The organism is Phytopseudomonas daroniae, from assembly GCF_004327285.1.
GTDB classification, from domain to species: domain Bacteria; phylum Pseudomonadota; class Gammaproteobacteria; order Pseudomonadales; family Pseudomonadaceae; genus Aquipseudomonas; species Aquipseudomonas daroniae.
In genome coordinates this window covers 1-11,774 of record NZ_QJUI01000044.1, presented here as the reverse complement: position 1 = coordinate 11,774, position 11,774 = coordinate 1, and the positions used below count along the sequence as shown (strand labels likewise).

The 11,774-nt window shown below is 63.2% G+C and carries 13 protein-coding genes; 9 read left to right on the top strand and 4 right to left on the bottom strand.

Going from position 1 to position 11,774, the window contains the following annotated elements:
- Positions 1-784, bottom strand: a 784-nt coding sequence (locus DNK06_RS24835; protein WP_165496319.1) for an ABC transporter substrate-binding protein, incomplete at its 3' end; no start/stop codon positions are given.
- Positions 785-972: 188 nt separating this feature from the next.
- Here DNK06_RS24835 and DNK06_RS24830 point away from each other — a divergent pair.
- Positions 973-1,371 (top strand): nuclear transport factor 2 family protein, encoded by a 399-nt coding sequence (locus tag DNK06_RS24830; RefSeq protein WP_131182636.1) that lies wholly within the window; start codon positions 973-975, stop codon positions 1,369-1,371.
- Between the two features lie 154 nt (positions 1,372-1,525).
- Here the strand turns inward: DNK06_RS24830 and DNK06_RS24825 are convergent, their stop codons facing one another.
- A complete protein-coding gene (locus DNK06_RS24825; protein ID WP_131182638.1) occupies positions 1,526-2,464 on the bottom strand; it encodes an AraC family transcriptional regulator in 939 nt (312 codons plus the stop codon).
- A gap of 20 nt (positions 2,465-2,484) precedes the next feature.
- Complete coding sequence (locus tag DNK06_RS24820) at positions 2,485-3,318, bottom strand: oxidoreductase (protein WP_131182635.1); 834 nt, start codon at positions 3,316-3,318, stop codon at positions 2,485-2,487.
- Positions 3,319-3,636: 318 nt separating this feature from the next.
- On the opposite strand from DNK06_RS24820, the gene pdxY reads away from it, so the two are divergent.
- Both pdxY and DNK06_RS24810 read left to right on the top strand, forming a co-directional pair.
- Positions 3,637-4,515 carry a pyridoxal kinase PdxY gene (gene pdxY, locus DNK06_RS24815; RefSeq protein ID WP_131182634.1) on the top strand — a complete coding sequence of 293 codons (879 nt, stop codon included), beginning with the start codon at positions 3,637-3,639 and terminating at the stop codon, positions 4,513-4,515.
- Positions 4,512-4,913, top strand: coding sequence for a hypothetical protein (locus DNK06_RS24810; RefSeq protein WP_131182633.1), 402 nt, complete (start codon positions 4,512-4,514; stop codon positions 4,911-4,913). The genes pdxY and DNK06_RS24810 overlap by 4 nt, the downstream gene beginning before the upstream one ends.
- Positions 4,914-5,034: 121 nt before the next feature.
- On the opposite strand, the gene DNK06_RS24805 is transcribed toward DNK06_RS24810, so the two are convergent.
- Entirely contained in the window at positions 5,035-5,484 is a 450-nt protein-coding gene (locus DNK06_RS24805) for a DUF2846 domain-containing protein (protein ID WP_131182632.1), read from the bottom strand.
- A 263-nt stretch (positions 5,485-5,747) separates the two neighbouring features.
- Between DNK06_RS24805 and DNK06_RS24800 the strand changes: the two genes are divergently transcribed.
- The 6 genes from DNK06_RS24800 to rbsD are packed head-to-tail and all read left to right on the top strand — an operon-like array spanning position 5,748 to position 11,604.
- On the top strand, positions 5,748-6,704 hold the full coding sequence (locus tag DNK06_RS24800) for a sugar ABC transporter substrate-binding protein (RefSeq protein WP_131182631.1): 957 nt from the start codon (positions 5,748-5,750) through the stop codon (positions 6,702-6,704).
- Entirely contained in the window at positions 6,701-8,269 is a 1,569-nt protein-coding gene (locus DNK06_RS24795) for a sugar ABC transporter ATP-binding protein (RefSeq protein ID WP_423228080.1), read from the top strand. The genes DNK06_RS24800 and DNK06_RS24795 overlap by 4 nt, the downstream gene beginning before the upstream one ends.
- Complete coding sequence (locus DNK06_RS24790) at positions 8,266-9,246, top strand: ABC transporter permease (protein ID WP_131182630.1); 981 nt, start codon at positions 8,266-8,268, stop codon at positions 9,244-9,246. Before DNK06_RS24795 ends, DNK06_RS24790 begins: the two co-directional genes overlap by 4 nt.
- Positions 9,247-9,252: 6 nt before the next feature.
- Positions 9,253-10,251, top strand: a complete 999-nt coding sequence (locus tag DNK06_RS24785; RefSeq protein ID WP_131182629.1) for a LacI family DNA-binding transcriptional regulator — start codon at positions 9,253-9,255, stop codon at positions 10,249-10,251.
- 43 nt (positions 10,252-10,294) lie between these two features.
- Positions 10,295-11,203, top strand: coding sequence for a ribokinase (gene rbsK / locus DNK06_RS24780; protein WP_131182628.1), 909 nt, complete (start codon positions 10,295-10,297; stop codon positions 11,201-11,203).
- A complete protein-coding gene (gene rbsD, locus DNK06_RS24775) occupies positions 11,200-11,604 on the top strand; it encodes a D-ribose pyranase (RefSeq protein WP_131182627.1) in 405 nt (134 codons plus the stop codon). Before rbsK ends, rbsD begins: the two co-directional genes overlap by 4 nt.
- The last annotated feature ends 170 nt before the right edge of the window (positions 11,605-11,774 follow it).

Genomic DNA, 11,774 nt, shown 5'->3' with positions numbered 1-11,774 from the left:
GTGTATAAGAGCAAGCCACCGGCACGTCCCAGCCCATACGGTCGAGGGACTTGACCACCTGCGCCGATGGGCCGACGTTGCCCACCATCAGCAGGGTATCGGTGCCGGCGTTTTTCAGGCGAGTGAGCTGCGGCACCACGTCGAGGTCGCTGTCCTCGATACGCTCGATGCCGGCGTAGGTCATGCCGCGTTTTTCCAGGGCATGCTTGAAGCCGATTTCGTTGGACTCGCCCCAGGGGTTGTTGATCAGGATCATCCCCGGCTTCTGCATGCCTTGCCTGGTGCCGTACTCGACCAGGGCCTCGTCGACCAGCTCATCCACCGCCGACACGCGGAATACGTAATTATCCTTGGCACCGTTCTCGGTGATCTTGGTGCCGGCAGCCCAGACACCCATGAACGGCACTTTCAATTGATTGGCCAACGGCACGATGGCCAGGGATACCGGCGTATCGAGGCCGCCGAAGAGCACGGTGACTTTTTCCCGCTGCGCCAGTTCGCGGGCGGCCAGCATGCCTTTGGCCGGGTTGCTTTCGTCGTCGCGGCGAATCAGTTGCACCGGGCGACCGAGGATGCCGCCGTTGGCATTGATCTCTTCGATGGCCACGGTGAGCCCGCGTGTCAGGGCCTCGCCGGATTTCGCCGACTGCCCGGACAGGGCGGCAACCAGGCCGACCTTGATCGGCTCCTCTGCATGCGCCGGAGCGCTCAGCGCCATGCCGAGGCTGGCAACAGCCGCTGCGCATGGCAACAGGCGGCGGAGTGGGGATAACAGTTTGCGCATGAGCTTTCTCCTGATTGCTAGCATTCGTATATAATTTGCTAGCAAGCCTGGTGCCATAACGCGCAAACTGACTATTCCGCGGTTTTCCCGGATTATCCGCGTCGAACGTGCACGAATAGCGTGCATGCCGCACCACATGCAGGCACGGAACGTGCCTGGACAAGATCCATGAATTGGGAGAGCAGGACATGAGTACTATGAATGAGGCGGTACAGATTGTTAGCGATTTTCTAGCTGCATCCATGGCCCCGGATCCGGTCAAGGCCGCCACCTATATGAGCGATGACGTGCGCATCACCTTCACCGGTGGGCGACACATGCCCACGCCCCAGGACATCACCGCCTTCAATGGCGCGCGCTACGCCTGGGTGAAAAAAGCCCTCGGCCAGTTCGACTGGACCGAGCACGACGAGCATACCGTCGTCTACTCCAACGGCACGCTGTATGGCGAGTGGCCGGATGGCCGCAGTTTTTCCGGGAACCGCTATCTGGATCGTTTCGAAGTGCGCAACGGCAAGATCACCCGCATGGATGTCTGGAACGACAGTGCCGAGTGGCTGCTGAGTCCGGACATCGCCAAGGCCTGAGAAGAGGGACGCCGCACACGATTGCCGGTACGACGTGGAAGGATACGTGCGAGGAGCATGATCGCCGCCCTTGAAGCTGTGCCTGAGCGGCTACCCAGGGACGGTCGACTTGAGCGGGTGCAAAGGTTTGCCTGGCCTGGGTGGCGTCTTCTCGCTAATGCGAGGAGACGTACATCGATGGCGTGGACGGCGCAGGCAATGCGTACGTCGCCTTCATCCATTCGATCTCCGCATGGGGCGTTCGGCCAAATAAGCGTTTGAACTCGCGGCTGAATTGCGAGGCGCTTTCGTAGCCTACATTGAACGCCGCCGTCGAAGCGCTCATGGCATTGCGCAGCATCAGTAATCGCGCCTGATGCAAGCGCGTCGACTTCAGGTATTGCATCGGTGAGGAGTTCGTCACGCTGCGAAAGTGCAGGTGAAAGTTGGGCACGCTCATGCTGGCTTCCTGTGCCAGGGACTCGACGTCCAGGCGCTCCTGGTAGCAACCGTGGATCTTGCGGATCGCGCGGGTGATCTTGCCGAAGTGACCCTGGTGAGCGAGCGCGACGCGCATCGAGCCACCCTGTTCGCCGGTCAGGATGCGGTAGTAGATTTCCCGAACCAGCGACGGCCCGAGTATGTGCGCGTCGACCGGATTGCTCATCGCCTCAAGAAAACGCAGCGTCGAGGCACTCAGCAAATCGTCCATTGGCGAGGCATACATGCCCTTGGGCCGAGCGTCACTTGGCCCGAAAGCTTCATCCACTTGCAGCATCAACTCGCTGGCCAGCTGCAAGTCCAGGCGCATGTAGACCGCCAGCATGGGCTCAGCCTCGCTGGCATCGGTCTCCATGGTGAAAGGAACGGGGACGGACACCACCAGGTAGTGCTGGGCGTCATAAACGTAGACGTCATCCCCGAGATAGCCGCGCTTGCGCCCCTGGCACAGGATCACGATACCGGGGTCATACAAAACCGGAGTGCGGGTCAGTGGCCGGTTCGAACGCAAAAAACGGATGTCCTCCAGGGCGCTGAGATTGTAGCCCTCGGCTGGCGCGAGCTTTTCCATCAAGCGCACCATGCGCGAGGTGTGTGAAGCGGCCTGAGTCATTGACGTCCCCTGCTTGCCGCTCAACCATCGGTCGAACGGCTCAGTGCTTCCCATTGATCGATCTCACTGGCTGCACGACTCAGTTTGTCACGCACCAGGCTCAGTGCATCGCTGCCCAGGAGCAAGTGTGCAGGCGGCGTAGGGCTGGCAATGACCTGCAACATCGCTTGCGCTGCCTTTTGCGGGTTGCCGAGCTGTTTGCCGCTCTTTTCTTCACGCGCCTTGCGCACCGGATCGAAGCTGGCGTCATAGTCGGCAATACTGCGTGGCGTGCGCTGCATCGAACGGCCGGCCCAGTCGGTGCGAAACGAACCGGGCGCCACTGCCGTCACGAAGATGTTGAAAGGCTGCAGCTCTTTGCTCAGCGTATCGGAGATACCTTCGAGAGCAAACTTGCTGCCACAGTAGTAGGCGATACCCGGCATCGTGATGGTGCCGCCCATGGAGGTGATATTGAGGATGTGCCCGGCACGACGCTTGCGGAAATAAGGCAGAAAAGCCTTGATCACCGCCACCGCGCCGAACACATTGACGTCGAACTGGCGACGCATATCCTCCAGTGGCGACTCCTCGAGGATACCCTCATGGCCATAGCCGGCGTTGTTGACCAGCACATCGACGGGGCCGTGGGTTGCCTCGATGGTAGCAACCGCACCGTCGATACGGGCGAAGTCAGTGACATCCAGGATCACCCCATGGGCATGCTCCACCGAGAGTGCCTGAAAGGCCTGCAAGGCCGCTTCGTTACGCACGGTACCTATGACGCGATGGCCCGCAGCGAGCGCTTCCTGCGCCAGGGCATTGCCGAAGCCGCTGCTCGCCCCCGTGATGAATAGGGTTTTTCTGCTGTTCATGGTGGCCCTCAGGTAAGTGGATATGAGTAGCCATGGTATCTATCGAAAACCCGGGTACCCATGCCGGTTCGTCTTCGAGCATTGCCTATTCCTATCACCGCCAACAGGGGGCTGCTGACCCTTGCAAGGCGTGTTGGGCAGATGCTTATGCTCGACCTTCGGTCACCGCGGAGACCTGGCTTTCTCGATCCTGCGAAGCAGCTTGTACAGGAGGCTGCGCTCGAGGATCGATCGGTCGTGTGTGTGCGAGATGGTGAGAATTGGCGAATAATGCCGTCACTGGCTTCGCGCCGCCCACGACAGGAATCCATCGTCCCCATGAGCGCCTCCATTGTGCCCCTCGTTCTCTCCATCCAGTCTCACGTCGCTCTTGGCCATGTCGGCAACGACGCCGCCGTGTTCCCGCTGCAGCGCCTGGGTTTCGAGGTGCTGCCGGTGCACACGGTGCAGTTCTCCAACCATACCGGCTATGGCCAGTTTCGCGGCCAGGTGTTCGATGCCGAGCACATCCGCGAAGTGCTCGCCGGCCTGCGCGATCGTGGCGTGCTGTCGCGGGTATCGGCGGTGCTCTCCGGCTACCTGGGCGATGCGGCGATTGGTGCGGTGATCCTCGAAGCGGTGGACGAGATCCGCCGTGACAATCCGGGCGTGCGCTACCTCTGCGATCCGGTGATGGGCGATGTGGGGCGTGGGGTATTCGTCAACGCGGCGATCCCGGATTTCCTGCGTAACCTGGCGATCCCCTGCGCCAACATCATCACCCCCAACCAGTTCGAGTTCGAACTGCTGACCGGCAGCAAGCTCGACAGCGTCGACGAGGCCGTGCGCACGGCGCGTCAGTTGCGTGGTCGTGGGCCGGACGTGGTGGTCATCACCAGCCTGGCGACCCCGGATATCTCCGCCGACCAGCTCGGCACCCTGGCGGTCAACGGCGAAGGCGCCTGGCTGGTGAGCACCCCGCGCCTGGCGCTGCATCCGCTGCCCAACGGCATGGGCGATGTGTTCTCGGCGACGCTGCTGGCCCGTCTGTTGTCCGGGCATGCGCTGCCCCAGGCGCTGGAACTGGCCACCGCTACGCTGTACGCCCTGGTGCAGAAGACTGCCGAGGGATCCCGTGATCTGCCTCTTGTGGTTGCCCAGGAGCAGATCGTCGAACCGCAGCAGCGTTACGAGGCGACTGAAGTGGTGGTCAAATGATCGGGCGTTCCCTTTGCATGGTCGGGCTGTTGCTGGCGAGTGGCCTGGCCTCTGCCTGCGAGGTCGACACGGCAGCAGCCGTTCGCGATGAAACCCATGGCAACTACGTGATTCCTGTGCGGGTCAAGACGGGCGAGCGCTGCGTGATCCTCGACCACCTCACCGAGGACGGGCGCAAGACGCGCAATGAAGTCTGGATGCCGGTAGAAAAACTGGGCAGCAGTACGCCGAAACTGGGACGCTTCAAGCGCGAGTACCAGGTCGAGGGTGATGTGGCGAAAGTGGATCGCTTCGTCTATGTGGCGGGCGACAAGGCGGGTGAGGATTCGGTGAGGTTCTCGTCGTTCCCCAATCAGCAGGAGCGACGAGCTGTCGAGTATCGCATCAGCATCGAATGACCGCTCGCGGCAGGCGCATCAGCACTTGTAGGGGCTTTCGCTTTTCAGCTCTGCGCCGTTCTCGAGATCCTTGAGGTGCTGGGAGCTACTGGTTTGGCCAGTAGCTCCCGGGGCGTGTGGCTTACTGGGAGATCGCCAGTTTCGAGTCACGGACGCCTTTCATGCCGATTGCATCATCGACCATCTCGACACCAGCACCGCCTACAAACACACCCATCTTGATGTACTGCCGAACGAAGTAGTTCTTGCCGCCATCAGCCTGGAAGGTGAGGGCGTTGTCGCTGAACTCCGACTCGGTGGAAATGACGTGTTTGCCGGGGGCGATTTCCTTGTAGAAGTACACCTTGTTGGCGGTTTCGCCGAGCATCTGGCCGTCCAGCGAAACGCTTTTCTTCAGCGCCTTGCCGGCAAAGCTGTTGCGGTAGATATACAGGCCTGCTTTATCCGCAGTGGGGGCGGTGAATTGCTTCATGGCGCTGTCCTGCTCGGCGGGAGCCATGGGCACGGATGAGCAGCCAGTCAGTACCAGCGAGGCAAGAAGGGCAGAGCTGGCAATCAGTTTTTTCAACATGATGACGTTCCTTGTTCGAGAGAGGAGTTGGGCTGCGTATTTTGCGCGAACCCGTTCATCCCGCTACCGCGGCTCTGAATGTGCGCCATATTAGAAAAAAACTTCGAGACGTGTTGAGAGAAAATCCACATCCCTGGCACATGCTCACGTCCTGACGGGCGGTACAGTCGATAGGTTTGACAAAAGCTAGTCATTTTCATAGCTTTGCCATTACGCAAACGTTTGCGTACCCATAAAAATGACAATAATCACGGAGTTCGCCCATGTCCGGTTTCCGTCCTGCCCGTCTCTGCGCTGCCATCGCTCTCGGTGCCGCCGCTCTCGTCAGCCTCTCCAATGCCCATGCCGCCGAAGGTGAAACGCCTCGCGTCGCATTGGTCATGAAGTCCCTCGCCAACGAGTTCTTCCGCACCATGGAAGACGGCGCCAAGGACTACCAGAAAGAACATCCGAATCAGTTCGAATTGATCGCCAACGGCATCAAGGACGAGACCGACACCTCCGCGCAGATTCGTATCGTCGAGCAGATGATCGTTGCCAAGGTCGATGCGCTGGTGATCGCGCCGGCCGACTCCAAGGCGCTGGTGCCGGTGATCAAGAAGGCCAGCGATGCCGGCATCAAGATCGTCAACATCGACAACCGCCTCGACCCCGAAGTGGTGAAGAGCAAGGGCCTGGACGTGCCGTTCGTGGGTCCGGACAACCGCAAGGGCGCGCGCCTGGTCGGTGAGTACCTGGCTCAGAACAAACTCAAGGCGGGTGATGAAGTCGGCATCATCGAAGGCGTTTCCACCACCACCAATGCTCAGCAACGTACTGCGGGCTTCAAGGATGCGATGGAAGCAGCCGGCATGAAGATCGTCGGCGTGCAGTCGGGCAATTGGGAGATCGACCGTGGTAACGCCGTGGCCTCCGCCATGCTCAACGAATACCCGGATCTGAAAGCGCTGCTGGCCGGCAATGACAGCATGGCGCTCGGCGCGGTATCCGCCGTGCGCGCTGCTGGCAAGAAAGATCAGGTGCAGGTGGTCGGTTACGACAACATCAACGCTATCAAGCCGATGCTCAAGGATGGTCGCGTGCTCGCCACTGCCGACCAGTTCGCCGCTCGCCAGGCGGTATTCGGTATCGAGGCGGCACTCAAGCTGGTCAAGGGCGAAGCCACCGATGCCAAAGACGGTGTAATCGAAACCCCGGTCGAACTCGTGACCAAACCGTGACCGCTGCGGTAGTGGCCGGCGAGACCGTTCTCGCCGCCAGCAATATCGGCAAGACTTACGTCCAGCCCGTGCTGGGCGGGGTCGAGCTGGAACTGCGCGCCGGTGAAGTGCTGGCGCTGACCGGCGAGAACGGCGCCGGCAAGAGCACCCTGTCGAAGATTTTCTGTGGGTTGGAGCAGCCGACTACCGGCTCGCTGACTTTCCTTGGCCAGCCATACGCACCAGCCAGTCGCCGCGAGGCCGAGCGCCTCGGCGTGCGCATGGTGTTGCAGGAGCTCAATCTGCTGCCGACCCTGACCGTTGCCGAGAACCTGTTTCTCGACAACCTGCCTAGCCGTGGCGGTTGGATTTCCCGTGGTCGCCTGCGCGAGATGGCGCGCCAGGCCATGGCCCAGGTCGGCCTGGAAGCGGTAGACCCGGATACTCCGGTAGCCGCTCTGGGCGTCGGCCATCAGCAGATGGTCGAAATCGCCCGCAACCTGATCGGCGATTGCCGAGTGCTGATTCTCGATGAGCCCACGGCGATGCTCACCGCCCGCGAAGTGGATCTGCTGTTCGAGCAGATCCAGCGGCTGCGCGACGCGGGCGTGGCCATCGTGTACATCTCCCACCGCCTCGAAGAATTGGCGAAGGTGGCGCAGCGCGTCGCCGTGCTGCGCGACGGTCAGTTGGTGGCGGTGGAACCCATCGACCGTTACAGCAGCGATGAACTGGTCACCCTGATGGTCGGCCGCGAGGTCGGCGAAGCCATCGACCTGGGTGAGCGAAACATCGGCGCGCCGCTGTTGCAGGTGGCCAATCTCAGCCGCCGCGGCAAGGTCGACGACGTTTCCTTCAGCGTGCGGGCAGGGGAGATCTATGGTATTTCCGGCTTGATCGGCGCCGGCCGCACCGAGTTGCTGCGGCTCATCTATGGCGCCGACCGCGCCGACAGCGGCCAGGTGGCAATCGGCAATCCGCCGGTTCCGGTGCGTGTGCGCTCGCCTGCCGAAGCGGTGGGGCACGGTATCGCGCTGATCACCGAAGACCGCAAGAGCGAAGGCCTGCTGCTTGGTCAGCCGATCGCCGCCAACCTGGCACTGGGCAACATGCCGGCCGTTTCCAGGCATGGTGTGATGCGCCCGGCTGCCGAGCAGGCGCTGGCGCAGCGGCAGATCGATGCCATGCGCATTCGTTGCAATGGGCCCCATCAGGCGGTGGTCGAGCTGTCCGGTGGCAACCAGCAGAAGGTGGTCATCGGCCGCTGGCTGGAACGCGACTGTCGCGTGCTGCTGTTCGACGAGCCGACCCGTGGCATCGATGTCGGTGCCAAGTTCGAGATATACGGCCTGCTCGGCGAACTGGCGCGGCAGGGCAAGGCGCTCGTGGTGGTGTCCAGCGACCTGCGCGAGCTGATGCTGATCTGCGACCGTATCGGCGTGCTGTCTGCCGGCCGCCTCATCGAAACATTCGACCGCGATGACTGGAGTCAGGATCGCCTGCTGGCTGCCGCGTTCGCCGGCTACCGCAGCCGCGAAGCCATGCTCGGCGAGGTCGCCCCCCCGTTACAGGAGCTTTGCCAATGACCACCCCATCCGCCACGCCTGCCAAGCGCAGTGGTACCCATCAGGGCCTGGGCACCTACCTGGGTCTGGCCGGCGCGCTGCTGGCGATGATCGTGCTGTTTTCTTCGTTGAGCAGCCATTTTCTTTCCTATGCCACCTTCACCACACTGGCCAACCAGATCCCTGATCTGATGGTATTGGCGGTGGGCATGACGCTGATCCTGATCATCGGCGGCATCGACCTGTCGGTGGGTTCGGTGCTGGCGCTGGCGGCGGCCGTGGTCAGCGTGGCGACGCTTGGCTTCGGCTGGGGCATCGTGCCCGCCGCGCTGCTGGGCATGGCCTGCGCGGCGTTGGCGGGCAGCGTGACCGGGCTCATCACCGTGGCCTGGGGCATTCCGTCGTTCATCGTCTCTCTCGGCGTGCTGGAGATGGCCCGCGGCCTGGCCTACCAGCTCACCGACTCGCGCACCGCTTATATCGGCGACGCCTACGCCTGGCTGTCGACGCCGTTCGCTGCAGGTATCTCGCCGTCGTTCGTCATCGCGCTGCTGGTGATCCTCGCGGCGCACCTGCTGCTGACGCGCAGCGTGTTCGGCCGCTATCTGGTGGCCATCGGCACCAACGAAGAGGCGGTGCGCCTGGCCGGCATCAACCCGAAACCCTACAAGGTCTCGGTGTTCGCGCTGATGGGCCTGCTCGCCGGGCTGGCGGCACTGTTCCAGATTTCGCGCCTGGAGGCGGCCGACCCGAATGCCGGTTCCGGCCTGGAGCTGCAGGTGATCGCCGCCGTGGTGATCGGTGGCACCAGCCTGATGGGCGGCCGTGGTTCGGTGATCAGCACCTTTTTTGGTGTGCTGATCATTTCCGTGCTGGCCGCTGGTCTGGCGCAGATCGGCGCCAGCGAGCCAACCAAACGGATCATCACCGGTGCGGTGATCGTGGTCGCGGTGATCCTCGACACCTACCGCAGCTATCGCGCCAAGCGTAGGGCCTGATCGTTCATGGCCACCATCAAGGACGTCGCCGCACGCGCCGGTATTTCCTACACCACGGTTTCCCACGTGGTGAATGGCACGCGCCCGGTTAGCGACACGGTGCGCAGCAAGGTCGAGGCGGCCATCGCCGAACTGGGCTATGTGCCCAGTGGGGTGGCGCGGTCGCTGAGAGCTCGTGCCACCGGCACCCTCGGGCTGCTGGTACCGAACGCCAGCAACCCTTATTTCGCCGAATTGGCACGGGGCATCGAGGATCACGCCGAGCGCAACGGCTATAGCGTGATCCTGTGCAATTCCGACGACGACGGTGCCAAGCAGTTGCGCTACCTGCGGGTGCTGCTGGAGCGCCGTATCGATGGCCTGATCGTCGCCACCGTGACCCGCGATGCCGCCTTCGCCCAGGCCCTGGCAGCGGTACGGCTGCCGCTGATGCTGGTCGACCGGTCCCTCGACGGGGTCAGTGCGGATCGCCTGCAGATCGACCATGAGAAGGGCGGTTACCTGGCGACCCGGCATCTGCTCGAGCTCGGCCATCGGCGCATCGCCTGCATCGCCGGGCCTGTGGATACCCAGGTGGCGCAGTTGCGGGTGGCGGGTTATCAACGGGCTCTGGCCGAGTCAGGCTTGCCAGCTGGCGAGCCGACCCACTGCGCCTTCACCAGCCCGGCGGGGCACGCCGCTGCGCTTGGCCTGCTGAGCGGTGAGGCGCGGCCGACGGCGATTTTCGCCGGTAACGACATGATTGCCCTCGGCGTGCTACGCGCTGCTGCGGAGCGTGGTGTGCGGGTGCCCCAGGAGCTGTCACTGGTGGGTTTCGACGACATCGAAGTGAGCCGCTATCTGCACCCGGCTCTGACCACCGTTGGCCAGCACATCGGCCAGCTTGGCGAGCGCGCTGCCGAGCGCTTGCTGCAGCGGGTGCGCACGCCGGAACTCGAACCCGAACAATGGCTGCTCGAACCGACCCTGATGGTGCGCGAGTCCACCGCCGTTGCGGGCGGCTGAAATTACCCAGTGGGCGCATCAGCGTCCTGAGGAGCAGGAACAGATGCAAGGCAATCTGGTGGTAGTGGGTAGCTTGAACATGGATTTGATTTTGCGTGCGCCGCGCCTGCCCCGAGGCGGCGAAACCCTGGCCGGGCATGACTTCGCCACGGCTGCGGGCGGCAAGGGCGCCAATCAGGCGGTCGCTGCGGCACGCCTCGGCGCGCAGGTGGCGATGATCGGCTGCGTCGGTGCCGATGCCTACGGCGCACGCTTGCGTACCGCGCTGCTCGTGGAAGGTATCGATTGCACGGCGGTCAGCGAGATCGAGGGCGTGCCGACGGGAATCGCCTCGATTCTGGTGGATGACGCCGGACAGAACGCGATTGTCATCGTCGCCGGTGGCAATGGCGCCCTGATGCCCGCTCACCTCGATGCGCAGGCGGCGCTGCTGGCTGCCGCCCAGGTACTGGTGGTGCAATTGGAGGTGCCGCAAGCCACCGTCGAGGCGGCCATGATCCGTGGCCGCGAGGCCGGCTGCACGGTTATCCTCAACCCGGCGCCCGCCAGTGGGCCACTGCCGGCGCACTGGTATGGGCTGGCCGATTATCTGATCCCCAATGAAAGCGAGGCCGCGGCGCTCACCGGCTTGCCGGTGGACTCACCCGAGTCGGCCCTGCACGCTGCGCAACGGTTGCTGCAGGTCGGCGCTCGCCGTGTGCTGATCACCCTGGGTTCTCAGGGCGTGCTCTACGCCGATGCCGAGCGTCACGCGCATTTCGCCGTGGCCCCGGTAGTGGCGGTGGACAGCACCGCCGCTGGCGATACCTTCGTCGGCGGTTTCGCCGCCGCGCTGGCTGCCGGGCAGACGCTGGAATCAGCCATCGACCTGGGCCAGCAAGCTGCTGCACTGGCCGTTACCCGGCCCGGCGCACAGCCTTCAATTCCTTATCGCCACGAGTTGCCCGCATGAAGAAGACGCCCTTGCTCAACGCTGCGCTTTCCGCCGCCATCGCCCGGCTCGGGCATGGCGACATCATCGTCATCGGCGATGCCGGCATGCCGGTGCCGCCGGGTACGCCGTGCATCGACCTGGCCCTGACTGCCGGCGTGCCGGACTTCGTCACCACCCTGCGGGTGGTGCTGAGCGAGATGCAGGTGCAGGGCCATCTGCTGGCCCGGGAAACACTGGAGGTGGCCCCACTGGCGTTCGAGGCGATAGAGGCGCTGCACACCGCTGGCGAGTTGGGAGAGCGGCAGCTGGTCAGCCATGACGAACTCAAGGCTGCCTGTGCCAGGGCCCGGGTGCAGATTCGTACCGGCGAATGCCGGCCTTACAGCAACATTGCGCTGATCGCCGGCGTGACGTTCTAAGGCGCTGTTCGCGAGCCACGTGGGGTGCTTTAAAGCGATAGCGGCCGGTCGGTGACCCGCGTTGAACCATGGATCACGGCCTTCGGCCCCGGATTACGCCTGCGGCTAATCCAGGCTACGTTCTACAGCCCGTAGGATGGGTGAAACCCATCAATTTCCGATGGGTTTCA